Source organism: Bacillota bacterium, assembly GCA_036504675.1.
Classification (GTDB): domain Bacteria; phylum Bacillota; class Sulfobacillia; order JAJYWN01; family JAJZPE01; genus DASXUT01.
Map to the genome: position 1 here is coordinate 1 of DASXUT010000169.1, position 22,883 is coordinate 22,883.

General features: G+C 66.9%; 21 protein-coding genes and 1 riboswitch. Of the genes, 17 read left to right on the top strand and 4 right to left on the bottom strand.

What is annotated here, in order from left to right; translation table 11 throughout:
* The first annotated feature begins 122 nt into the window (after positions 1–122).
* Together VGL40_13220 and VGL40_13225 are read left to right on the top strand one after the other, a co-directional pair.
* On the top strand, positions 123–2,225 hold the full coding sequence (locus VGL40_13220) for a hypothetical protein (protein HEY3316223.1): 2,103 nt from the start codon (positions 123–125) through the stop codon (positions 2,223–2,225).
* 66 nt (positions 2,226–2,291) lie between these two features.
* Complete coding sequence (locus tag VGL40_13225) at positions 2,292–3,398, top strand: hypothetical protein (protein ID HEY3316224.1); 1,107 nt, start codon at positions 2,292–2,294, stop codon at positions 3,396–3,398.
* Positions 3,399–3,492: 94 nt separating this feature from the next.
* On the opposite strand, the gene VGL40_13230 is transcribed toward VGL40_13225, so the two are convergent.
* The 4 genes from VGL40_13230 to VGL40_13245 form a co-directional block, all read right to left on the bottom strand.
* A complete protein-coding gene (locus VGL40_13230; protein HEY3316225.1) occupies positions 3,493–4,464 on the bottom strand; it encodes a peptidoglycan-binding protein in 972 nt (323 codons plus the stop codon).
* A gap of 9 nt (positions 4,465–4,473) precedes the next feature.
* Positions 4,474–4,652: riboswitch (cyclic di-AMP (ydaO/yuaA leader) on the bottom strand.
* Between the two features lie 206 nt (positions 4,653–4,858).
* The gene (locus VGL40_13235) at positions 4,859–5,881 is read right to left on the bottom strand and encodes a dipeptide ABC transporter ATP-binding protein (protein HEY3316226.1); all 1,023 of its coding nucleotides are present in this window, start codon (positions 5,879–5,881) and stop codon (positions 4,859–4,861) included.
* Positions 5,878–6,918: an ABC transporter ATP-binding protein gene (locus VGL40_13240; GenBank protein ID HEY3316227.1), complete on the bottom strand. Its 1,041-nt coding sequence runs from the start codon at positions 6,916–6,918 to the stop codon at positions 5,878–5,880. Before VGL40_13240 ends, VGL40_13235 begins: the two co-directional genes overlap by 4 nt.
* An 18-nt stretch (positions 6,919–6,936) precedes the next feature.
* Positions 6,937–8,139: a C40 family peptidase gene (locus VGL40_13245; protein ID HEY3316228.1), complete on the bottom strand. Its 1,203-nt coding sequence runs from the start codon at positions 8,137–8,139 to the stop codon at positions 6,937–6,939.
* A 194-nt stretch (positions 8,140–8,333) separates the two neighbouring features.
* Between VGL40_13245 and VGL40_13250 the strand changes: the two genes are divergently transcribed.
* From VGL40_13250 to VGL40_13320, 15 genes are all read left to right on the top strand, one after another.
* Entirely contained in the window at positions 8,334–9,581 is a 1,248-nt protein-coding gene (locus VGL40_13250; protein HEY3316229.1) for an MFS transporter, read from the top strand.
* Positions 9,582–9,925: 344 nt separating this feature from the next.
* Positions 9,926–10,639 carry a FadR/GntR family transcriptional regulator gene (locus tag VGL40_13255; GenBank protein HEY3316230.1) on the top strand — a complete coding sequence of 238 codons (714 nt, stop codon included), beginning with the start codon at positions 9,926–9,928 and terminating at the stop codon, positions 10,637–10,639.
* Positions 10,640–10,816: 177 nt separating this feature from the next.
* The gene (locus tag VGL40_13260; GenBank protein ID HEY3316231.1) at positions 10,817–12,073 is read left to right on the top strand and encodes a hypothetical protein; all 1,257 of its coding nucleotides are present in this window, start codon (positions 10,817–10,819) and stop codon (positions 12,071–12,073) included.
* 8 nt (positions 12,074–12,081) lie between these two features.
* Complete coding sequence (locus tag VGL40_13265; protein ID HEY3316232.1) at positions 12,082–13,491, top strand: FAD-linked oxidase C-terminal domain-containing protein; 1,410 nt, start codon at positions 12,082–12,084, stop codon at positions 13,489–13,491.
* 13 nt (positions 13,492–13,504) lie between these two features.
* Positions 13,505–14,827, top strand: a complete 1,323-nt coding sequence (locus tag VGL40_13270; protein ID HEY3316233.1) for a (Fe-S)-binding protein — start codon at positions 13,505–13,507, stop codon at positions 14,825–14,827.
* Positions 14,828–14,870: 43 nt separating this feature from the next.
* Positions 14,871–15,407 carry a 2-oxoacid:acceptor oxidoreductase family protein gene (locus VGL40_13275; GenBank protein ID HEY3316234.1) on the top strand — a complete coding sequence of 179 codons (537 nt, stop codon included), beginning with the start codon at positions 14,871–14,873 and terminating at the stop codon, positions 15,405–15,407.
* Positions 15,407–16,576, top strand: a complete 1,170-nt coding sequence (locus VGL40_13280; protein HEY3316235.1) for an ATP-grasp domain-containing protein — start codon at positions 15,407–15,409, stop codon at positions 16,574–16,576. Before VGL40_13275 ends, VGL40_13280 begins: the two co-directional genes overlap by 1 nt.
* Positions 16,554–17,435: a succinate--CoA ligase subunit alpha gene (sucD, locus tag VGL40_13285; GenBank protein HEY3316236.1), complete on the top strand. Its 882-nt coding sequence runs from the start codon at positions 16,554–16,556 to the stop codon at positions 17,433–17,435. Before VGL40_13280 ends, sucD begins: the two co-directional genes overlap by 23 nt.
* A gap of 103 nt (positions 17,436–17,538) precedes the next feature.
* Complete coding sequence (locus VGL40_13290; protein ID HEY3316237.1) at positions 17,539–18,993, top strand: SLC13 family permease; 1,455 nt, start codon at positions 17,539–17,541, stop codon at positions 18,991–18,993.
* A gap of 124 nt (positions 18,994–19,117) precedes the next feature.
* Positions 19,118–19,333 (top strand): 4Fe-4S binding protein, encoded by a 216-nt coding sequence (locus VGL40_13295; GenBank protein HEY3316238.1) that lies wholly within the window; start codon positions 19,118–19,120, stop codon positions 19,331–19,333.
* Positions 19,330–20,463, top strand: a complete 1,134-nt coding sequence (locus tag VGL40_13300; GenBank protein ID HEY3316239.1) for a 2-oxoacid:acceptor oxidoreductase subunit alpha — start codon at positions 19,330–19,332, stop codon at positions 20,461–20,463. The genes VGL40_13295 and VGL40_13300 overlap by 4 nt, the downstream gene beginning before the upstream one ends.
* Complete coding sequence (locus VGL40_13305; GenBank protein ID HEY3316240.1) at positions 20,464–21,318, top strand: thiamine pyrophosphate-dependent enzyme; 855 nt, start codon at positions 20,464–20,466, stop codon at positions 21,316–21,318. It abuts the gene before it with no gap.
* Positions 21,315–21,854, top strand: coding sequence for a gamma carbonic anhydrase family protein (locus tag VGL40_13310; GenBank protein ID HEY3316241.1), 540 nt, complete (start codon positions 21,315–21,317; stop codon positions 21,852–21,854). The genes VGL40_13305 and VGL40_13310 overlap by 4 nt, the downstream gene beginning before the upstream one ends.
* A 114-nt stretch (positions 21,855–21,968) precedes the next feature.
* Positions 21,969–22,679: a FadR/GntR family transcriptional regulator gene (locus VGL40_13315; GenBank protein HEY3316242.1), complete on the top strand. Its 711-nt coding sequence runs from the start codon at positions 21,969–21,971 to the stop codon at positions 22,677–22,679.
* 15 nt (positions 22,680–22,694) lie between these two features.
* Positions 22,695–22,883, top strand: a 189-nt coding sequence (locus VGL40_13320; GenBank protein HEY3316243.1) for a 2-hydroxymuconate tautomerase, incomplete at its 3' end; no start/stop codon positions are given.

Below are 22,883 nucleotides of genomic sequence, written 5' to 3' on the forward strand. Positions count from 1 at the left end.
CAGTGGGCCTTCATCGCCTTCGCGGCGGCCAGGATGCTTGGGAGCTACGCCTTCCGGTACGTCGACCTGGTCGAGACCCGCCGCCCAGTGTATGATTCGGCTTGGAGGGGGGACGGCCACCCTTGGGCAGACCAGTCTCCGGCCCGACCAGACCCGGTCCGACCAAACCATCGCCCGAAACGGTCCTGAACGCCGCTTTGGCCCGCCAGAGGCGGAGCGGGGAGGGCGACCGCGTCGGGACGGGCGACCCCGTCTCCCGCCTCGTCCGGGAGGTCGCCCGCGGGCGCCGGCCCGAAGTCGCCGCGCTGGTCGCGCCGGCCGGGGGGTGGGCCGCCGCCGCGTCCGTCCGCGAGCTGCTGGCGGCCTACCGCCTCGTGCCCGCCGGCGGGGGGGCCTTCCGTCTGGTGCCCGGGCGGGGGCGCAAGGTCTCGGGGGCCTACTACACTTCCCCGGCTCTCGTCGACCGGCTCGTCCGGCTGACCCTCGATCCCCTCCTCGAGGGGATCACCGATTCGGCGGCCTTGAGCCGCCTGCGGATCCTCGACCCCTGCGTCGGCGGCGGGGCCTTCCTGGCCGCCGCCGGGCGCCGGCTGGTCGGGGCCCTTTCATCATGGGGCCTGGGACCCGTCGAAGCGGGGAAGGTCGCCGCCGGGTGCCTTTGGGGAGTGGACAGCGACCGGCTGGCCGTGGATGTCACCCGGGGCGTCCTCGGCGAAGCCCTCGGCTGTCCGAGGGCGAGCTTCGCCCACCGGGTCAAGGTCGGCGACGCCCTGACCATCAGGGTGGCCCGCCGTTACGATGCGGTCGTCGGCAACCCGCCGTGGGAGATTGTCAAGCCCAACTCGCGCGAGTTCTTCGCCCAATACGACCCGGGCTTCCGGCGCCTGTCCAAGCAGGCGGCCGTAGCCCGGGCCCGCGACCTCTGCCGCGACCCCCGCATCGCCGGGGCTTGGGCCGACGAGTGCGCGCGGGTCGAGGTCATCTCCCGCCGGGTCCGCCGCTCAGGGGATTTCCGGCACCAGGGTCCGAGCGGCGACGCCAATACTTATAAGCTCTTTATCGAGCGGTCTTTGGAACTGGTCCGGCCGGGTGGGCGGGTCGGGCTGATCGTCCCTTCCGGCTTCCACACCGACCTGGGTTCGCGAAACCTGCGCCGGCTCGTCTTCGAGGAGAACACGGTCGACTGCCTGATCGGCCTGGAGAACCGGCGGGGGCTCTTCCCGATCGACCGGCGTTTCAAGTTCGACCTGCTCGTCCTGACCCGGGGCGGACGGACAACGGCCTTCGGGGCCTCGTTCATGGCCCACGACCCGGATCAGGGTCCCGACCTGACCGTCAGCCTCGAGGACATCCGCCGCTTCGCCCCGATGAGCCTGTCTCTGCCCGAGTTCCGCACGGCCGAGGACGCCCGCGTGGCGGCGTCCATCTACGGCCGATGGCCGCTCCTCGGCCGGTCCGTCGAAGGGGCATGGGCCCTCGATTTCCGCCGCGAGTTCGACCTGACCGCCGACAGCCATCTCTTCAACGGGGACCGCCGTGGCCTGCCCCTCTGGGAGGGCAAGCTGATCAACCAGTACGACCCGGCCTTCGCCGAACCGCGCCACTGGGTCGAGGAAGAGGCGGGGCGGCGGGCCCTGGCCGGCCGCCGGCCCGAAGCCTCTGACCACCATCGTCTGGTCGTCCGGACCATCGCCGCCAGCACCAATCAACGGACCCTCATCGCCGCCGTCGTCCCACCCGGACGGTTCCTGGGCAATTCGCTCCTCTACGCGAGCCGCCGCCCGGCTCCCGCCCGGGGGCGCGCCCCGTACCTCGATGAGCTGCACTTCGCCTGCGCCCTTCTGAACAGCTTCGTCCTCGACTACCTGATCAGGCAGAAAGTAAGCACGAACGTCAACAAGTTCTTTCTCGAGCAGTTGCCCCTGCCGCGGCTCACCCGGGGTGACCGGCGTCTTGACGACATCGCCCGCTTGGCCCGGAGGCTCGGTGACGGGGAAGGCGGGGACGGATCACCGGTCCGGGCGGAGCGGGTGGCGGTGAGGGCCGTCGTGGAAGCCCGCGTGGCCCACCTCTATGGCCTGGCCGAGGCCGACTACCGGCACGTCCTCATGTCCCCGCACACCTTCCCGGCCGTCGACGAAGAGCTGAAGGTCGCTTGCCTCGAGGCTTTCCGCGGGCTGTCGGCGCTGCCGGAAGTCCCCGCCGCGGCGGGGGAACTTTGTTGACCGTCTGAGCGTCTGACAAGCTAGCCGAGGGAAAGGCGAATCCACTTTCAAGGCAGGCGTTCGAAGATGCGGACCTTCACCGCGGTCGCCATCGCCATTCTGGTCGTCGCCGGCGCCCTGGCGGGCTGCGCCGCCAAGGCGCCGCCGAAGCTCGTGCCACCGCTGGCTCCGAACATGCCGAACCTGACCGGGCTGAGAATGATCGACGCCAAGGTCGGGTGGGCCACCGGCGGGCTGTCCGTCCTCCGGACCGATGACGGCTGGGCCTCCTGGGCCGAAGTCACGCCCGGGCGGAGTGGATCGGGCGCGGCCCAGCCTCCAATCACCGCTTCCTATTTCCTCGACGCGACCCACGCCTGGGTGGCCACCGGCGGGGAGGGCGGACCGGTCGTCATCCACCGCACGGCCGATGGCGGCAAGACCTGGAGTGAGGCCAAGGACAAGCTTGGTGGGGTCGGCCTGCAGATGAGCTTTGCCGATGCCGCCACCGGCTTCGCCCTGGTCCACCTGGGGGCGGCCGCGGGGAGTGAGGAGGTGGCCGTCATGGCTACCACCGATGGCGGAAAGACCTGGAAGGTCAGGTTTCAGACCGACCCCCAAGGCGGTGGCAACGGTCTGCCCTTCGGCGGCGGCAAGAGCGGCTTGACTTTCGGGGACATTACGCATGGGTGGGTCACCGGACAGCAGCCCGTCGAGGGCCGGGCTTACCTTTACGCGACGAGCGATGGCGGCGTCACCTGGCGACTCTTCGACCTGAGGCTCCCGCCGGCCTATGCCCGCTCGTTCGTGATGACCCGGCCGCCGGTCTTCTTCTCGGCGGATGAGGGCCTGCTCCCCGTGACTTTCGGCGAACAGGGCCAGCCGACGGTCTTTTACGCCACCCACGACGGCGGCAGGACATGGGCCCCGGGGGCGCCCGTCTCCTCCCCAACCAACGCTTCCATCACCTGGAACTTCTTTGATCTCAAGCATGGCTTCGCCACCGACGGCGGGAAGCTCTACGCCACCCCGGACGGCGGCGTCAGTTGGCGCGACGTTAAGCCCGACGGGAACTTCGTCGGCGTCAGGCAGGTCGAGTTCGTCTCCGCCCAGGTGGGCTGGGCCTTCGGCGACGGAGTGTTGATCAAGACGACCGACGGGGGCAAGACCTGGGCGCCGGCGACGACCAGGTGATCGCCCCCGTCGCGTCATAGAAAGAACCGGGGCGGCCATCGGCCGTCCCGGTCTTCGTCAGGTTGCTATTCAGGTTGCTGTTGGGTTCTCTCGCTTACTGCAGGACGTAGACCTTGACGTTCTGGAACCCGAAGTTCATGACCGAACTCGTGCTGGCCTCGATGTAGATGTCGACCCGGTTGCCCTTGATGGCGCCGCCGGTGTCGGCGGCAATCCCGACGAACCCACCCGCGGGAAGCGCGGGATGGCGGTAGCCGGTCACGTAGACCTTGGTCCCGAGCGGGATGACCCGCGGGTCGACGGCGATGTAGCCGGGGCGCAGCCGGGAACCATCCCAGGCCGCGTAGGGACCCCACTTGCCGTTCGACTGGGGGGTGGCGTCGTAGGCCGTGGCCACCATGTTGAAAACTCCGCGGTAGGCCAGGACCCGCCCGTCAGGGGCGGTAACCGTGTTGCCGGACCGCGACGGGCCGCCGGAACCGGCGCCTGTCCCGTTCGAGCCGGTGCCCGGACGGCCGAGGGCCCGGTCGATGGCGGCGAAGGTCGCCGCGTCGACCACCTGGGTCACCTCGAGGCCCGCCTTCTTCTGGAAGGCGAGGATGGCGTCGGCGGTTTTGCCCATCACCACGCCGTTCACCGGTCCCACATCGTAGCCGAGGGCGGCCAGTCGGCCCTGAAGCGTCTCGACGGCCGAACCGACGTCACCGACGGTCAGCTCAATGGCTCCGTAGGCCCCGGCGATCATGTGGAAGTGATCGTTCAGGGCGGAGAGGATAGCCGACCGGGTGGGCGACCCGACGATGCCGTCGACGGCCAGGCCCCGGTCGGCCTGGAAGGCCTTGACCCTGGCCAGGGTGACCGGACCGAAGTACCCGGTGTAGGTCTTGACCGGATAGCCGAGGAGGTCCAAGTCCGATTGAAGGACGGCGACCTGGCTCGACTGGTCCCCGTAGTGAAGGTAACCCGTCAAGGTCGCCGCGTTCGCCCCGTGCGGGGTGAAGATCAAGGCGGCTACGAAGACGGCCAAACCGGCGGTCCAGAAAAGACCGCGCTGCCAGTGTCTCATTTAGTCGACCCCTTCCCTTTTGTCAGCCGCCGAGGTTAGTTGACGGGTTAGGGCGGAGGTTTCAACCGCCCCCGAGCCCCTTTCGGTAGCGGGCTTGTCCGCGATGACTACACGCTCCGGAAATGGGCCTGCGCTCGTTCACCCCAAAAGATGTCCCCCGGTCCTCCCGGCGCCGGCGGCTGTCCGAACCGTCGCCGACAGCGATTGCCAGGAAGATTAGGCTGTATGGTAATGATACCAGGGAAGACTTCCAGCGTCAGCCTCTTGTAGCTGGCCTAACCTGGCCTGAGAAAGGCTCCCAAAGGAAAACGCCCGCTCTTCGGCGGGCGTTCGCATTATCTTGGGGTCTAAGCTGGGGTATTCCAGATTTAGGCACGACCGCCATGGTTCCCCCTCAGGCCAGGTGGCAGGCGGCCTCGTGGTTCGGGCCGAGCTGTCGGAGGACCGGCTCCTCCTGCTTGCAGCGCTCGACGGCATAACTGCAACGGGTGTGGAAGCGGCAGCCCGAGGGCGGGTTGACCGGGCTCGGCACGTCCCCCTCGAGGATGATCCGTTCGCGCCGGCGCTTCGGGTTGGGGATTGGGATGGCCGAGACCAGCGCCCGCGTGTAGGGATGCAGCGGGTGCTGGTAGAGCTCCTCACCGGGGGCGACCTCGACCAGCTTGCCGAGGTACATCACGCCGATCCGGTCGGCGACGTGCTTCACGACGTGCAGGCCGTGGGCGATGAACAGGTAGGTCACCCCGAACTCCTCTTGCAGGTCGGCCAGGAGGTTCAGGATCTGCGACTGGATCGAGACATCGAGGGCCGAAACCGGCTCGTCGGCCACGATCAGCTCGGGGTTCATGGCCAGGGCCCGGGCGATCCCGATGCGCTGCCGCTGTCCGCCGGAGAACTCATGCGGGAAACGGCGGGCGTGCGACGGCTGGAGCCCGACCTTGTCGAGGAGGTCCATCACCCGGCGGTCGCGTTCCTTGCCGCGGGCGATGCGGTGAAAGGCCATCGCCTCGCCGACGATGTCCATCACCGTCAGGCGGGGGTTGAGGGAGGCATAGGGGTCCTGGAAGATGACCTGCATCTTCGGACGCAGCCGGCGGAGTTCGGACCGGTTCAGCTTCATCAGATCGGAACCGTCGAACCAGATCTCGCCCGAATCAGGCTCGATCAGGCGGAGCATCGTCCGGGCGACAGTCGTCTTGCCGCACCCGGACTCGCCGACGAGCCCCAGCGTCTCGCGACGACCGATGGTGAAGCTGACGTCGTCGACCGCCTTGACGTGGGCCACCGGGCGGCTGATGATCCCGCCCATGATCGGGAACCACTTGACCAGGTTGCGCACTTCGACCAGGTGCTCGGCCGTGGGAGCCGGGCCCTGGGATTCGTCAGGCGCGGTCAGTCTCTCGGCCGGGAGGCTCATGACGGCACCCCCACATGGCCCCGCTTCCAGCAGCGGACCAGGCGTTCGGGCCGGTCGGGGAGCAAGGTCGGAGTCTCGGCCTTGCAGTGATCGAAGGCTTCCGGGCAACGCGGCCAGAACCGGCAGCCCGGCGGCAGTTCGATGAGGTTGGGGACGATCCCCTCGATGACGTGGAGCCGCTCGCGACCGCTGTCGAGGCGGGGGATCGACCTCAGGAGCCCCTGGGTATACGGGTGCAACGGCTCGTCGAAGAGATCGGTGACCGGTGACTCCTCGACGATCTGACCGGCATACATGACCACGACCCGCTCGGCCATCTCGGCGATGACCCCGAGATCGTGGGTGATCAGCAGGATGGACATCCCGAACTCCCGGCGGAGCCGCCGCATCAGGTCCAGGATCTGGGCCTGGATGGTGACGTCCAGGGCGGTCGTCGGCTCGTCGGCGATGAGCAGCTTCGGGTTGCAGGACAGGGCCATGGCGATCATCACCCGTTGCCGCATGCCGCCCGACAGTTGATGCGGGTATTCCTTGACCCGCCGCTCGGGGAGGGGGATGCCGACCAACTTGAGCATCTCGATGGCCCGTTCCATGGCTTCCCTGTACTTGACCTTCTGGTGCAGGACGATGGCCTCGGCGATTTGATCGCCGACGGTGAAGACCGGGTTGAGCGAGGTCATCGGCTCCTGGAAGATCATCGAGATGCGGTTGCCGCGGATCTGGCGCATCTCGGCCTCGGTCATGTCCATCAGATTCTTCCCGTCGAACATGACCACGCCTGAGGCGATCCGTCCGGGAGGACTCGGAATCAGGCGAAGGATGGACAGAGACGTGACGCTCTTGCCACAACCGCTCTCGCCGACCATCCCCAGGGTTTCCCCACGGCCGATCCGAAAGTTGACGTCGTCGACGGCCGTCACCAGGCCCTCCTCGGTCTTGAAGAGGGTCGTCAGGTTGCGCACCTCGACCAGCGTCTCAGCGGTCGGGCCCAGACCGACGGCGGCCTCCACGGCCCGTGGCTCCAAACCCTCGTTCATTGCCATCACCTGCTGCTTTCATTTGATGACCCGCCTGGCACCGATGTATTGTTTAGCCATGCTGGGGTTGAACTCCTTGTCGGCCGGGCGAAAACTGTAAATTACCACGCCTGGACCGGCCGCGTTGATGAATCGGCCCTCGCCGACGTAGATCCCGACGTGCGACGGGCCGGGTTTGGCGATGCTGAAGAAGACCAGGTCGCCCGGGCGCAACTCGGCGCGGTCGGAGACCGGGTCACCCACGCCGTACTGCTGGTCGGCGTCGCGGGGCAAGCGGTACCCGTTGAGCCTGAAGGCGAACTGGGTCAACCCGGAGCAGTCGAACCCCTTGGCGCTCGTCCCTCCCCACCGGTAGGGCAGGCCCAGGAAGAGCTTGGCCGTGGTGATGACCGCTTCCGGGCCGCGCCTGGCCGCGAAGACCTCGGCCTCGGCCGGGACGAAAGCGACGGCGGCCAGGTCGATCCAGCCCACTCGGCCCCCCGGGAGGCACACCCTGGCCAGCCCAGACCGGGGCGGCTCATCCGGGGACGGCAGGTCGGTGCCCATCGTCGCCTCGGCCAGGACCATCGACCCCTTTGACGCGCCCTCGTAGACCCAGGCCATCTTGGCCGCCACCACGGCCCTCCGGCCGGACCGCCAGGCCTCCACCCCGGCCTGGTCGAGGAGGTGGAGCCGCCCGCCTTCAAGCCAACCGAGGTAGCCGTCGGCCATCCGCACCAGGTACCAGCTTTCCCGCTCCTGGAGGAGGTCGACGACCGCCCCCAGGAGGGCCTGGGTGACCGGGTTCTTGCCGGAGTCCGACCCCGGCGAGGCGCCCAGGTCGCCGACGCCCACCTTGACGACCCCGTACTTCCTCTCGCCGAGGGCCGGGTCCGGCAGGAGGAGCAACCTGTCGACCACCTGGTGGACCCCGCGGAGCTCGGCCACCGGCGTGGTCACCAGTGGTCGGACCCGCTCCTCGCTGATGGCCCCGTCCAGGGCGACGACGCCGTCGGAAGCCGAGGTCCGGACCTCCGCGACCACCAGTCGGGAGTCCAGCCCCGACGCTTTGAGCGCCTCAGCAACCGCGTCCCGGGCCGCCGCGGCCAGCTTATCATCGGGGATCTTCGGCCCCCGCCGGGCCATCAAGGCCCCGAAGCCGAGACCGACAAGGAAGACCGCGCCGACGACCCCACCGATGATTATCAGCCGTCGTCTCGCTTTGCGGTTCAGTCTGGGCACGGCGGCAGCGAGCTCCTCTATGGGAAAATATCCCATTGAACCCTTCTCCATCCCCGCGGGGGGTTCCTCTTAGCCATGGCCGTCCAATTATCGGCGGGCCCGGGGACGGGACCGCGAAGCCGTCCGGAGGGCCGGGGCCCGGCCTGAGAGGGCCGCGGCCGGACCGTGGCGAAGTCCCCTACAGGGGTGCTGACATGTCGCGACGCGGATACCGACGCCACTTCAAGACCTTCAAAGACGCCTACGTCATGGGCCTGTCGCTGTTCCTCTGGAGCTTGGGCTACGGGCTCTATGCCTTCATCTGGCCGGCCTACGTCCGCGAGTTGGGCGGGAGTTCGGTCGATCTGGGCTTCCTGGTCGCCGTCAGCATGCTGGTGACCAGCCTCTCGGCGTTGCCGGGAGGGGCCTGGGCCGACCTCTACGACCGGAAATGGGTCCTCATCGCCAGCTGGGCGGTGGGGCTGCCGGCCCCCCTCATCTTCGCCTTCGCTCCCAGCTGGCAGTGGCTTATCCCAGGGCTTTTCTTCTACATGCTGTCATCCTTCTCCAACCCGGCCCTGCAGGCCTACATCGTCCACGGCACGCCGCCGGAGCGGCTGGGCGTCACCTTCAACCTGATCATGGGCGCCTTTCCGCTGGGCTTGGTCGTCTCCCCGCCGATCGGGGGCTGGTTGGCCCAGGGCCATGGGATGAGGCTCGTCTTCTATCTGTCTTTCCTGGCCTTCACCCTGTCGACGGCGGTCCTCTTTTGGCTCAGTTCGCAGCGAGCCCCGGCCCCGGAGGCCGGCCGGGGCCGACGGCCCGGGCCCTTCGACGTCCGCCTGTGGTTCCGCGGCTTCCACCGGAAGAACCTCGACCGCCGCGTCCTCATCGTCTCGGCGGCTTTCGCCACCGTCCTCGCCCTGCAGAACCTGGGCCTGCCTTTTTCCACGCCGATGCTGCGGGACCTGACCCACCTCGACCTGGGAGCCATCGGCCGTCTGGGCTCTTTGGCCTCGCTGTCGGCCTTCGTCTTCGGTCCGTTCTTCGGAAGGCTGGCCGACCGGGGCTCCTCCGGGGTGATGGTCCTGGCCCTCCTGACCTTCGCCGGGTCGCTGGCGGTGATGGCCGCCTTCCCGACGACGATCCAGATCATCATCATAGGCTTCGCTCTGCGCGGGGCGGGGGACGGGGCCCGGGGTTTGATGACGGCCGGCCTCGGCCGGGTCATCGGGGGAGCCGCCCTGGGCCAGGGTTACGGGGTCTACAACCTCCTGGTCGGGCTGTTCTCGGTCGTCACACCCTATGTCGGCGGCTGGCTCTACCGGCTGGGGCCGACCTGGCCGTTCTGGGCGACCGCGGTCCTGATCGCCCTGGTAACCGCGCCGGTGGCCGCCCTGGGGGGCGAGAACGAAAGGGTCAGGAAGAATGAGATCGGTCAGGAGGAAGATGCCGTTTCCTGACGAAGACTAGAGTTGGCCTTGGAGTCTTAGCGACTCCATTGATGTTGTGGGTCAGGCGCCGCGTGAGCGGCACCTGGCCCATTTCTTATGGATGTTGGACCCAGAATGACCCCGCGACGCTGGGCCGTGAGCCGTGATGTGGCAGCCCGCGTCGGCCAAGAAAGTTTTGCTTTTCGGCAGGAGTCTGGCCGGGCTCGTAGAACAACTAGCCTGGATTCAACCGGTCTGGCCAGCAGGCAGGCTGTACAGTTTGTCAAGACTCTTGTTTGCCAGATGTTTTCGTTTATAATGCTCCCTGGTGACCAAGTATGGACGCTCGCCGGGGGAAAGGGAGGGGCATCGGCTTGGACGCGGACACAGCCTTCACCGCGATCACTCGGGAACGGATCTACGAGAAGATCGTCAATCAGATCGTCGACTTGATCAGGCAGAACAAGTATCGGCCGGGTGAACCCATCCCCAGCCAGCGAGAACTGGCCGAGTTCCTCAATGTCAGCCGGACGGCCGTCCGGGAAGCGATGACCGTCCTCGAGAAGGCCGGGCTGATCGAGGTCCGCGCCGGGGCCAGGACGGTGGTTCGGGAGACCCCGCCGCCGGCGCCCCATTCCGAGCTGGACTTCGCCGGCCTGATGGACAAGGCCGACCTGTCGCAACTCCTTGAGCTTCGGATCATGCTCGAAGGGGAGATTTGCGCGGTGGCCACCATCAAGGGCACCGACGAGGAACTGGCCGCGGTGGCCGAGGCGGTCGATCGGATGGACAAGGCCATCGCCGGCGGGCGGCTCGGGGCCGACGAGGACTACACCTTCCATCAGCGGATCACCAAGGCCTGTCACAACCCGATCGTCCTGAAATTCTGGAACGCCCTCTCCGACTTGATCGGCAAGGAGATCCTCCATTGCCGCCTGCAGAGTGTGGCCGCCGGCCCGGCGCGGATGCGGATGGCGGCGCAAGAGCATCGCGACGTCGCCGAGGCCCTGGTCAGCCGGGACACCGACAAGGCCAGGGAGGCCATGCGACGTCACCTGGCCAGCGTCAAGTCCCGCTACGGAGTGTAGTCAAGGCTCACCAAGGAAGGCAGTGGCCCGCGGCGGGAGTCGCACCCCCCCGGTGAACCCATGGCCGAAGGTCAGTTGACCGGCCGACTGGTCTGGCCAGCAGACCGGTAGGCCAGCAGACCGGTAGGACGGGGGGCCTCGAGAGCCGCTGAGGCCAACAGAGCGGAGGGACCAAGCTTGGACTTGCCCAGCATGTACCGGCTTCGCCAGATCTTCCCCCGCCCCAAGGAGGGCGACCCGGCCGGGGCCGTGACCCGCGAACTCAAGGCCCTCGGCCTCGACCGGACCATCAAACCCGGCCAACGGATCGCCATCACCGCCGGGAGTCGCGGCATCACCAACATTTCGGCGATGGTCCGGGCGGCGGCCGACTTCGTCAAGACCGCCGGCGCCGAGCCCTACGTCGTCGCCGCCATGGGCAGCCATGGCGGGGCGACCACCCCCGGCCAGCTGGCCGTCCTCGAGAGCTTCGGGATTACCGAGGCGACCATGGGGGCCCGGATCGTCGCCGGCACCGAGACCGTCTTCCTGGGCCAGTCGAAGAGCGGCATCGACGTCCACTTCGACCAGTTCGCCTCGACCTGCGACGGGGTCATCGTCATCAACCGGGTCAAGTTCCACACCACCTTCACCGCCCCCAACGAGAGCGGCCTTCTCAAGATGCTCGTCGTCGGGCTGGGCAAGGAGAAGGGGGCGACGATGTTCCACGGCCTCGGTCAGGGCGAGCTGCCGGTCCTCCTGCCGGAGATCGCCCGGGTCATCTTGGAGAAGATGCCCATCCTCGGCGGCATCGCCATCATCGAGAACGGCTATGAAGAGACCGCCATGGTCAAGGGAGTCCCCAAGGCGACCATGGTCGAGGACGAGCAGGCCCTCCTGAAGCTCGCGGCCGGCCTCCTCCCGCGGCTGCCGGTGGACGACATCGATCTCCTCATCGTCCACGAGATGGGAAAGAACTACAGCGGCACGGGACTGGACACGAAGGTCATCGGGCGGATGCGCCTCGACCGCGTCCCCGAGCCCGAGCGGCCGGTGATCAAGAAGATCGCCGTCCTCGACCTGTCCGAGGAATCGCACGGCAACGCCAACGGCCTCAACTTGGCCGACGTGGTCACCAGGAAGCTGATCGCCAAGGTCGACTACGGGACCACGGCGGCCAACTGCATCGCCACCACCTTCATCCAGAGGACGGCCACGCCGCTGACCATGGACACCGAGAAGGAGGCCATCATGACGGCCTTCAAGAGCCTCGGTGCCGTCGAATGGCCGAAGGCCCGCGTGGTCAGGATCAAGAACACTCTGCACCTCGACGAACTGTGGGTTTCCGAGGGCGTGTTGGAGTCGGTCAAGAAGGAGGCCGCCGGCCGGTTTGACGTCCTCGCCGGCCCGGACCCCCTTGAATTCAACGAGGACGGAACTCTCAAGAGGGGGTGAGCGTTGACGTGAACGACGCAATCATCAAGGAACTGGGCAGGATTGTCGGGCCCGACCGCGTCCTGACCAAACTCGAATCACGCTACTCGTACGGCATTGACGCCACTTTTCATCAGGCCGCCCCTGACGCCGTGGTCAAGGTCCTATCGACCGAAGAAGTCTCCCGAGTCCTCAAGGTCTGCCAACGCGAGGGGATCCCGGTGACCCCGCGGGGGTCCGGGACCAGCTTCTCCGGCGGGCCGATCCCGCTGGCCGGCGGCATCACCCTGGCGATGCAGGGGATGAACAAGATCGTCGAGTTCTCCAAGGGCGATTGCCTGGTCGGCGTCGAGCCCGGGGTGATCACCGGCGAGATGCAGAAGATGGTCGAGGCCGAGGGCCTCTACTACCCACCGGACCCCCAGAGCGCGGACTTCTGCACCATCGGCGGGAACATCGCCGAGAACGCCTCCGGACCGCACGGGGTCAAGTACGGTTGCACCCGCGACTACCTCCTGGGCCTCGAGGTCGTCCTGTCCGACGGCGAGGTCATCAATGTCGGCGGGAAGACGATCAAGAACGTCACCGGCTTCGACCTGACCCGCTTCTTCTGCTCCTCCGAAGGCATGCTCGGGGTGATCACCAAGGCCTACCTCAAGCTCATCCCGAAGCCGGAGGCCAAGGTCGTCCTCCTGGTCATCTTCAAGGAATGGGCCCAGGGCGGCCAGGCTGTCGCCGATATCTTCGCCAACGGCATCCTGCCGACGACCCTCGAGATCATGGACGACGTCTCGATCAAGGCGGCCGAGGACTATGGTCACTTCGGCCTGCCGGTCGGGGCCGGCGCCCTGCTGGTCATCGAGGTCGACGGCTTCAAGGAGACGATGGAGCGCCAGGGCAACGCCATCGCCGAGATCTGCAAGAAGGCCGGGGCCCTCGAGGTCCAGGTCGCCCTGGACCCGGCCAAGCAGGCCGACGCCTGGAAGGCCCGGAAGGCCCTCTCGCCGGCCACGGCCAGGCTCGCCCCGACCAAGGTCTCTGAGGACGTCACCGTGCCCCGCTCGAAGATCCCGGAACTCGTCGTCAGGCTCAAGGAGGTGGGGAAGGAGATCGGCCTCCCGGTGGTCATCTTCGGCCACGCCGGCGACGGCAACCTCCACCCCGGCATCCTCACCGACGAACGCGACGCCGACCAGTGGGAGCGCGCCCACCACGGCATCGAACTCTTCTTCAAGCACACCGTGGCCCTGGGCGGCACCCTCTCCGGCGAGCACGGGGTGGGTTACATGAAGGCTCCCTTCCTGCCCCTCGAGTACAGCGAACGGGCCATCCGGCTGATGAAGGACATCAAGAACGCGGTCGATCCCAAGGGGATCCTCAACCCGGTCAAGATGTTCCCCGACGCGAAGAACCCGCTGAAGTCATCGGCGGCCGACTGAGGGGGGGAGCGCTTTGAGCCCGGAAGAACTGGAGCAAAAACTGATCCAATGCACCCGCTGCGGGACTTGTCTCAAGGACTGTCCCGTCTACAAAGAAACCCTCGATGAACAATACACGGCCCGGGCCAAGATCAACCTGGTCAAGGCGATCTACTTCCACGACCGGATGAAGCTCGACAACGACCTTCGCGACATCGCCGAGATGTGTCTCCTCTGCAAGTCATGCCAGACGGCCTGCCCCAACAACGTCGACGGACCGGAGTTCACCCTCTTCCTCCGTGAGCAGATCGTCGGCCGGTTCGGCCAGTCCGGGATCAAGCGGACCATCTTCAATAGCCTGCTGCCGAAGCCGGGCCTCCTCGGGTTCTTCGCCCGCCTGGCCGCTTTCGGCCAGGCGCTGAGCCTCGACCGGGTGGCCGGCGCGGTCACCGGCCGCAACCTCAGGAAGATCATCGACTACGCCCCGAAGGTCTCGGCGCGGTCGTTCTCGGCTATCCACCCGGCCGGCACCGTCCTCGCCCCGCTTGGGGGAGGCCAGCCAAAGGCCCGCGTGGCCTACTTCTATGGCTGCGTCACCAACCTGGTCACCCCACCGGTCGGCCAGGCCACCGTGGACGTCCTCCGCCGCAACGGCTACGAGGTCGTCATCCCCGCTCAGAGCTGTTGCGGCGTCCCGGCTTCAGCCAACGGCGACTTCGCCGCGGCCACGCAGATGGCCGGCGACAACATCAACTCCTTTCTCAAGGCCGGTTTCGACTGGGTCATCGCCGACTGTGCCTCGTGCAGTTCGACCCTAAAGGAATACGGCCAGCTCCTCGGCCACGACCAGGCCAAGGCCTTCGCGGCCAAGGTCCGTGACATAAACGAGTTTCTCGTCGCCGAGGGCTACGACAGGGACGGCCTGGGAGAGGTCAGGCTGACCGTCACCTATCACGACCCGTGTCACCTGAAACGCTACCAGAACATCGCGGCGCAGCCGCGGGCGATCTTGAAGAGCATCCCGGGGGTCACCTTCAAGGAGATGAAAGAGGCCGACAAGTGCTGCGGTGCTTCCGGCTCCTTCGTCCTGACCCATCACGACATCTCCCTGAGGATCGGCGACAAGAAGGGCCAGAACGCTTTGGCCACCGGGGCCGACGCGGTCGTCACCGGTTGTCCGAGCTGCCGGATGCAAATCGCCAACGCGACCAGGCGGGCCGGTCGCGAACTCCCGGTGCACCACCCGGTCGAGCTTCTGGCCTGGGCCTATGCCGCCAAGTCGGCCGGCGCCCGCCGGGCCGCCCAGAACATCAGCGAGGGGACCGTCCAGAACAGGGCCGTGGCCGGCGGGAAGTAACCCCAGGCCCACGGGACACGAGATCTGACAAGGGGTGTTCGACATGGCAGACAACACGGAACTGCGTTTCACCGGGACCGGCGGGCAGGGGCTCATCCTCGCCGGGATCATCCTGGCCGAAGCGGCCGGGCTGTATGAAGGCAAGAAGGTCATTCAGACACAGTCCTACGGACCGGAAGCCCGCGGCGGGGCGTCCCGCGCCGATGTCGTCATCGGGCCCAGCGAGATCCTCCACACCGAGGTGGAGCAGCCCGACGTCCTCCTCTGCCTGTCCCAAGAGGGCTGCGACAAGTACGCCAAGACGGTCAAGGACGGCGGGGTCCTGATCATCGACCCACTCTTCGTCAACCAGCTCCCCGAGGTCAAGGCCAGGGTCTACAAGGTCGAAGCCACCCAGACCGCGATCAATCTCGGCAAGAAGGTCGTCGCCAACGTCGTCGCCCTCGGGGCCATCTGTGGGGCGACCGGCGTCGTCGGCCTCGAGTCGCTGAAGAAGGCCGTCCTGGCCCGGGCCCCCAAGGGCACCGAGGAGCTCAACGAGAAGGCCCTTGAAGCCGGTTACCGGGCGGTGAAGGCCTGATGCGACTGTCTGAGTTCCGCGGCAAGAAGGTCCTTCGCGACGCCGGGCTGCGGGCCCCCAACGGGGCCACCGCGACCACCCCGGTCGAGGCCCGGCGGGCCGCCGCCGACCTGGGCGGCAAGGCCGTCGTCAAGGCGATGATCCCGGTCGGCGGAAGGGGTAAGGCCGGACTGGTCAAGCTGGTCAGCAGTCCAGCCGATGCTGAGGCGGCCGCCGCCTTCATCCTCGGCCAGGTCCACGGCGGTCACACCGTCACCACCCTGCTCGTCGAGGAACAGGTCAGGGTGAAGAACGAGCACTACCTGTCGATCATCCTCGACAGCTCGCGGCGCGGCCCGGTGCTCATCTTCTCCCCCGAGGGCGGGATGGACATCGAGCAAGTCGCCGTGGAGAAGCCCGACCGCCTGGTCAAAGTCGAGGTCGACCCGGTCACCGGGGCCATCGCCCGCGACTTCTCCGTCCGCCTGGCCGGGCTGGCCCTGCCGACCGCGGTCCTCACCGAGGTTGAGCGGTTCGCGATTCAACTGGCCCGCATCTATGTCCAGTACGACCTGCTCCTGGCCGAAGTCAATCCGCTGGTGGTCGACGCTGATGACCAGGTCATCGCCGCCGACTGCAAGCTGGAGATAGACGACTCATCGTTGTTCCGCCACCAGGAGTTCCAGTCGGAAGCCGAGGGCACCCTCTCGGCCATGGAAAAGGAGGTGAAGGGGCTCGGAGGGACGCTCATTTCGCTGCCCGACGGCGAGGTCGGAGTGATCTGCAACGGCGCCGGGATGGGCATGGCCATGCTCGACATGCTCAAGTCGGTCGGGCTCAGGCCGTCCAACTTCCTGGACACCGGCGGCGGGATCCGTTACCAGAGGATGAAGGGCATCACCACAGTCTTACTCCGCGAGAAGGACTTCCGCGGGGTCGTCATCAACCTCTGGGGCGGCATCGCCCTCCTCGATGAAGTGGCGCAGGCCATCATCGACGTCCGCGATGAGTACAGGCCGCCCTATCCGCTCGTCGTCAAGCTGGTCGGCAACAACCAGGAAAAGGCCCGCGGACTTCTGGAGAAGGCGGGCATCACGGTGGCGAAAGTCGTCGAGACCGAGAAGGCCGTGCAAATGCTGGCTGAGGTCATTGAAGGGAGGGCCACCGATGGCCGTACTGCTAACGCCTGACAAGAGGATCATCGTCCAGGGCATCACCGGCAGCGTCGGTTCGGCCCAAGCCAGGTGGGCCCTGGAATGCGGGACCAAGGTGGTTGCCGGGACCAGCCCGGGCAAGGGCGGGCAGACCGTTGAAGGCCTGCCGGTCTACAACACGGTTAAGGAAGCCGTCGACCGCCACCAAGCCAACGCCTCGGTGATCTTCGTCCCCGCCGCCTTCGCGCCGGCCGCCGCTCATGAAGCGCTGGACGCGGGGCTCAAGTTGGTCGTCATCATCACTGAAAACATCCCCGTCAAAGACACCCTGGCGATCCAGGCCCACGCCGCCGAGACCGGCGCCGACGTGGTCGGTCCCAACTGCCCCGGCCTGCTCACCCCGGGGGTCGGGAAGATGGGGATCATCCCCCACAACATCACCCGCAAGGGCCGGGTGGGGCTCGTCTCCCGCAGTGGGACCCTGGCCTTCGAGGCCTGCGCCGACCTGACCGCGGCCGGCTTCGGTCAGTCGACGGTGATCGGCATCGGCGGCGACCCGGTCCCCTCGATGCCCTTCGTCAAGGCCCTGCAGCTCTTCGAGGCCGACCCGGAGACGGACTACGCCGTCCTGGTCGGTGAGATCGGCGGCTCGGCCGAGGAGGAAGCGGCGGAGTACATCCGCCAGATGCACAAGCCCGTGTTCGCTTACATCACCGGCCGTTCCGCCCCTCCGGGCAAGAAGATGGGGCATGCCGGCGCGATCATCCGCGGCAGCGCGGGGACCGCGCAAGGCAAGATCGCGGCCCTCGAGGCCGCGGGGGTGCGGGTGGCCGACACGCCGGCCGGAGTCCCCCAGCTGATCAAGGAGTACGCGGCCCAGACCGCGGCGAGTTGACCCGGGGCCCCGACCCCAAGGACGCGTTCGATCGACGAGAAGCACGCCCAGCACGCCAGCAAGTACATCGTTCGCAGCCAAGAAAGGAGTGACTTCAGCAGCCATGGCAAGCAAGCCTGAAGCCGCAACCGCCACGAAGCCCGCTGTCAACCAGCAGAGAGCGCTGATCGTCAAGGCCGTCGGGTTCGTTCTCGGGCTCATCGTCTGCGCTTACATCTGGACGCGTCCCCTCCCGTCGGTCCTGAAGCCCGGCGCCATGCAGGCCCTCGGGATCATGGTCGGGATGGTCGTCTGGTGGGTCTTCCAGGTCTTCGATGAGTACGCCATCGCCCTGATCTTCCCGACCTACCTGATCGCGGCGAAGATCGTCACCCCGGCGGTCGCCGTCGGCGCGCTGACCCAGTCCACCTGGTGGACCCTGATCACCGCCCTGGCCATCGGCGTCGTCGTCGTCAAGTCCGGCCTCCTCAAGCGCATCGCCTACGGCATGTTGCTCCTCTTCCCGCCGACCTATCGCGGGCAGTCCCTGGCCTTCGTCTTCAGCGGTATGATCACCGCCCCGTTCATCCCGACGGCCCTCGGCAAGATGGCCATCCTCAACCCGATCGCCCTCGAGGTCTCCCGCGGCCTCGGCTACAAGGACAACAGTTCGGGTTCGGCCGGCCTCGGCATGTCGGTGTGGATCGGCTTCTCCCTGACCTACTTCCTCTTCCTGACCGGCTCGACCACCCCCCTCGCCCTTCAGGGCATCCTGCCGAAGGGCATCAAGGAAACCGTCAACTTCACCTCCTGGATCGTCGCCGCCTGGCCGCTGGCCGTGACCGTCCTGCTCCTCTCGACCGTCGCCCTGTTCATCCTATACAGGCCGGAGAAGAACGTCAGCGGCACCCCGCGGACGGTGATCCGGGAGCGCCTCAGCGAGATGGGCAAGATGAGCCGCAATGAGTGGCTGGCCCTCGGCACCCTGCTCTTCCTGATCATCGGTTGGAGCACCGAGAACTACCACCACATCACCTCGGCTTGGATCGGCACGATGGCCCTCTCCTTCATGTCTTTCACCAAGGTCATGACCAAGGAAGACTTCAAGAAGATCGACTGGCCCTTCCTGTTCTTCCTCGCCGTGGTCATCAGCTTCGGCGATGTCTTCAAGGCCCTGGGCATCAGCACGTACCTCGGTACCCTGACCATCGGCTACCTGACCCCGTTGGCCGCGAGCCCGTTGCTCTTCGCCGTCGTTCTGGCCCTTGTCACCTACGTCCTGCGTCTGTTCATCGCTTCCTGGATCGCCTACATCACGATCATGATGACCCTCCTGACCCCGTTCGTGACGAGCATCGGCTGGAACCCGTTCGCCGTCGGCCTGATCATGCTGGCCGCCCTGAACACCTGGGTCCCCAGCTACCAGAGCAGCGTGTACCTGGTCGGTTACTACTCGACCGGGGGGAAGGCCTTCACCCAGCCGCAATCGTACAAGCTCGGTTTGGCCTACCTGGTGATCGTCCTGATCGCCCTGATCCCGACCGTTCCCTACTGGCACTGGCTGGGCATGATTCCCTGACCTGCGATCCCGAACAAGCTCGTGACGGCCCCCGGGGGTCGGCCTTCCGGCCCCCGGGGCACCGCTACAAAAGCCGTTGCCCCGCGCTCCGGGGTCCCGGCGCTAGCCCTGCGGAGGTGAAACCGTGGCCAAGAAAGGCATCGTCACCATCGATCAACGTCTCTGCAAAGCCTGCGGCATCTGCATCGAGTTCTGTCCGAAGAAGGTGCTGGCGGCGGAGGAGCCACTCTTGAAGGCCAAGGTGGCCGACCCGGACGCGTGTACCGCCTGCAACATGTGCATGCTTTACTGCCCTGATTGGGCGATCAACGTCGCGGAAGTCGGAGGCGATGGAAAGTGAGCAAGAAGGTCTTGCTTCAAGGCAATGAAGCCATCGCCGAAGGAGCGATCCGCGCCGGCGTCCGCTTCTTCGCCGGCTACCCGATCACCCCGGCCACCGAGATAGCCGAGCGGATGGCCGCCCGGCTGCCCGAGGTCGGCGGGGCGTTCATCCAGATGGAGGACGAGATCGCCTCGGTGACCACCTGCGTCGGCGCCGCCCTGGCCGGCAAGAAGGCCATGACCGCCAGCTCCGGCCCGGGCATCTCGCTCAAGCAGGAGAACATCGGGATGGCCGCCATGCACGAGTGCCCGATGGTCATCGTCGACGTCATGCGCGTCGGCCCGGCGACCGGCATGGCCACCCTTCCCGCCCAGCAGGACATTCAGCAGGCCCGCTGGGGCTCGCACGGCGACCGCGGGGTGATCGCCCTCTCCCCGTCGTCGGTGGCCGAATGCTATGACCTCGCCATCAAGGCGGTCAACCTGTCCGAGAAGTACCGGATGCCGGTGATGATCCTCTCCGACGCCGAGATCGGGCATGCTCGCGAAGCCATCGAGATCCCCGAAGAAGTCGAGATCATCGACAGGAAGCGGCCGGCCGTCCCCCCGGGCGACCCGCGCTACCTCCCCTACGAAGCCGACGCCGACGGCGTCCCGCCGATGGCCGACTTCGGAACCGGTTACTTCTGGCACTCCGAGGCCAGCACCCACAATGCCAAGGGCGACCTCGACGCCACCAACCACAAGACGGGCGCCTTCCTCCATCGGCGGCTCATCGACAAGGTCGAGAAGCACGTCAAGGAGATGACGTATTACTCCACGCGAAAACTTGACGATGCCGACATCGCCATCGTCTCTTTCGGGGTCTCGGCCCGCGCCTCGGCCGGCGCCGTCGAGATCGCCCGAACCGAGGGGCTCAAGGTCGGGCTCCTCAACCTCAACACCATCTGGCCGTTCCCGGAACACCTCATTGAGGACCTGGCGGGGAAGGTCAAGACGATCTTCGTGGCCGAGCTGAACGCCGGCCAGCTGTGGCGGGAAGTGAAGTTGGCGGCCAACGGGCGCGTGCCGGTCCACCACATCGGACGTTTCGACGGGCTGATCCTGACCCCGTCGGAGATCCTCGCCCGCATCCGGGAGGTGCTCTGAATGCCGACCAAGCTCCTGACCGCGAATGAGCTGAAGGACAAGTACATCGTCTCCCGGAACCTGCCGTCGATCTGGTGTTCCGGCTGCGGCGTCGGGACGGTCCTCGGGGCCACCATGCGGGCCATCGACAACCTCGGTCTGGACAAGAAGGACGTCGTCTTCACCATCGGCATCGGTTGCAGCGGCTATTCCAGCAAGTACGTGGCCTTCGACGTCGCCCACACCACCCATGGCCGGGCCCTGACCACGGCCACCGGGCTGAAGCTGGCCAACCCGAAGCTCAAGGTGATCACCCTGACCGGCGACGGCGACGGCACCGGCATCGGCGGCAACCACTTCATCCACGCCGCCCGGCGGAACATCGACATCACCGCCATCCTTTTCAACAACAGCATCTACGGGATGACCGGCGGCCAGTACTCGCCGGCCACCCCGACCGGCTCGATCTCTACGACCAGCCCCTACGGCATGGTTGAGGGTCAGATCGACCCATGCGAACTGGCCGTCGCCGCCGGCGCCACCTACGTCGCCCGGGCCAGCACCTACCATGTCCGCGTGCTGCAGGACCTGATCGCCAAGGCCATCGCCCATAAGGGCTTTTCGCTGGTCGAGGCGATCACCCAGTGCCCGAACCAGTTCGGCCGGCTGAACAAGATCGGCGCCGCGCCCGAGATGATGAAGCAGTACAAGGAGAAGTGCGTCCGGGTCAACAGCATCCGCGACGAGGTCCCCGAGGGCAAGCTCAAGATCGGCGAACTGTACAAGGCCGACCGCCCCGAGTACACCGAACTCTACGCCAAGGTCCAGGAGGAGGCCCAGCGTCGGGCCGCCGCCAGGGCCGCCAAGGGCTCATGAGCGCCGCCGGCCGCTCCGACCCGTTGAAGGCCTTCGGCGGGAAGACCCCCAGGGTCCACCCGACGGCGTTCATCGCCGAGGGGGCCCAGATCATCGGCGACGTGACCATCGGCGAGCAGGCCGGCGTCTGGTACAACGCCGTGGTCCGGGGGGACTTGGCCCCGATCACCATCGGAGCCAACTCGAACATTCAGGACAACGCCGTCCTTCACACCGTCCGCGGCGGGCCGATCGTCATCGGCGTGAACACCACCATCGGCCATGGGGCCATCCTGCATGCCTGCACGATCGGCGACGGAGCGATGGTCGGCATGGCGGCGGTGGTCCTCGATCGGGCCGTCGTCGAAGACGGGGCGATCGTCGGCGCCTGCGCCCTGGTGGGCGAGGGCAAGACGGTCGCCGCCAGGACGCTGAATGTAGGCGTTCCGGCCAAGCCGGTGAAGGAACTCGGCCCCGAGTCCGACGAAAGGCTGCGTGGACTGGCCGGCCGTTACGCCGACCTGGCCGCGGAGCACAAGAAGGAGCAAGGGGACTGACAAGCGAATCTCCGGAGTAAGAGACGGCCCCGACCGCGGGGCCGTCTTCTTATCGAAGGGAGGACGTACCCGCGGCCGAGATCCGACCGCGGATCCGTCGTGAGGTGCACCGACTTGAGCAACGGCTTACAGACCATCACCCGTGAGCGGGTCTTTGAGCAGATCGTCAACCAGGTTGTCGACCTCATCCGGCAGAACAAGTACCGAGCCGGAGACCCCCTGCCGAGCCAACGAGGCCTGGCCGAGCAATTCGGCGTCAGCCGGACGGCCGTTCGCGAGGCGATGAGCGTCCTCGAGAAGGCCGGGCTGATCGAGGTCAGACCGGGGGCCCGGACGATCGTCGGCCACGGGCCGCGGATGACCGGACCGTCCCTGGCCGAGAGCCTTGATTTCGCCGGGATCATGGATAAGGGCGACCTCCAAGACCTGATGGACCTACGCCTGATGTTCGAGGGCGACCTGGCCTATGAGGCCGCCGAGCATGCCACCGATGACGAGTTGGCGGCCATCAAGCGGACCGCCGACGATCTCGCCAGGACCGTCGCCGAGGGTCGACTCGGGGCCGATGAGGACTACGCCTTTCACGAGCGGATCGCCCGCGCCTGTCACAACGCCATTGCCTACCGGTTCTGGGGCACCCTTTCCGACCTCGTCAACCGGGAGATCCTTCACTGCCGCCTCCGGAGTACGGCCGAGGGGCGGACCGAGACGGCCGCTCGGGAGCACCTCCTGGTGGCCGGGGCCCTGCTGGCCCGGGACGCCGCGGAGGCCCGCGAGATGATGCGGCGCCACCTGATTCGAGTGAAGAACCATTTCGGGGTGTGAAGGAGAGGGATGACGATGCCCATCATCCAAGCTGACATTCTCGAGGGAAGGACCATCGAGCAAAAACGTGACCTGGCCAAGAAGCTGACCGAGGCGGTCATAGCCGCCCTGGGGGTCAAGCCCGAAGCCATTCGGGTGCTCATTCGGGAGAACAAACCCGAGCACTGGGCGAGAGGCGGCGTACTCATCTCCGACGAGCCCAAG